The sequence below is a fragment of the Oryzicola mucosus genome (assembly GCF_014534685.1).
GTDB lineage: Bacteria > Pseudomonadota > Alphaproteobacteria > Rhizobiales > Rhizobiaceae > Oryzicola > Oryzicola mucosus.
Map to the genome: position 1 here is coordinate 1 of NZ_JACVVX010000025.1, position 1425 is coordinate 1425.

Annotated in this window: 1 protein-coding gene; it reads right to left on the minus strand. The window is 65.5% G+C overall.

Annotation, left to right across the window (positions count from 1 at the left end; translation table 11 throughout):
• A partial coding sequence (locus tag ICI42_RS23405) for a SpvB/TcaC N-terminal domain-containing protein (RefSeq protein WP_188167020.1) occupies positions 1-1308 on the minus strand: 1308 nt, incomplete at its 3' end.
• Positions 1309-1425 lie beyond the last annotated feature (117 nt).

The window sequence follows — 1425 nt, forward strand, 5'->3', positions numbered from 1 at the left end:
CATCCCCTGATAGGTCATGTTCTGGATGCGTTTTGGTGTTCCTCCGGTGATGGTTCCGTCTGCTGCGACGGTTGCCTCTCGGCCGTATCGGTCGATGCTGGTGAGGCGGGAGGTGTTAGAGAACGGCGCCTGGTCGTAGGTCAGGCCGTAGACGTCGCGGGTGCCGCCATTGCTCTCCTTCAGCCGAACCGACTTGATGCGCTGCGTCACCTCCGAGATGTCATGGCCGTTGGCCATCAGGATGTAGTCGGGACGCTGCTCGAGGAAGAACCGGATCACCAGCCGGCCATAGCTCACCGTCTCGGGATAGCACACAGGCCGCGTCGGGCAGGTATAGCTGTAGTCGACAGCATTGCCGTCGGTGTCGGTGACGGAGGCCAGATGCCAGCGGTAGCGCTGGCCGAGATCATGCGCAGCCGTACCCGAGCCGCCAGGGGTCAGACCGCCGACAGTGTCCACCGAGCGGAAGGTCGACACCGTGCCGTCACGGTCCGTCACCGTCCAGACATTGGTCGAGGCATTGAGGCTGATGCGGCGATAGGATTCGGTCTCCGTCGCATGCGTACCGCCTGCCGAGCATGACGGCGAGGATACGCCCGATCCGCATGGCACAAGCTCCATGCCGTTGAGCAGATAGATGTCGCTGGCATCGAAGGCGGGAACGCCGAAGCCGGGGCTGGCACGCTCGATGACGTCGAAGCCCGACATCCCCCAGCCATAGCCCAGCCAACCCTGATAGGTGCCGCCCAGCCGCGTCTTGCGCGAGGAATCGTAAGCGAAGGCGAGCTTCGGCTCCAGGCCGCGGAAGGCCGGCACCGAGATCGGAACCTCGCTGACCAGATTGCCGGTGCCCGACACATTCGGCAGCGAGGCCGGCGTCGCAAGCTGCGCGGCATCCGCCGATGCGGGCTCCGGTGTCGCCGCAGCGGCAGCCTCCGCCTGGGCTTCCGCCTCCGTCTCGGGGGTGGCTTCCGGACCTTGCTCTTCAGATCCCTCTTGAGGTGCCGTCCCGCTGCCCGGCTCGGCCGGCTGCTCCTGCGGTCCGGTGATCTGCGGCGTCTCGGGCGCCGGCTCGGCGCCGACCCCGCCCGCCTCGTTCAGCGTCGGCTGCTGTGCCGAACCGTCAAAGCCGGAGCCGCCATTGCCCAGTCCCGATCCAGACCCTCCGCCGGCATCGGGCGCAGGCGTGCTTTCCTGCGCCTGCGCAACCCCGACCAGACCAAGTCCGAAATCCCCGCCAGGCCCCGGCATGCCCATGCCAAAGCCCAACGCGGCGGCAAATGCCGCCCGCACAATCCGCAGTTCCATGGAAGCCCCCAATGCCCCTTTGGAACCCACGCTACTCCGCTGCCGCAACACAACAATGCCACCGCAACCAAATAAAAAGCTTATCCACAACTTCAACAAACGCCAAAAACCCAAAAC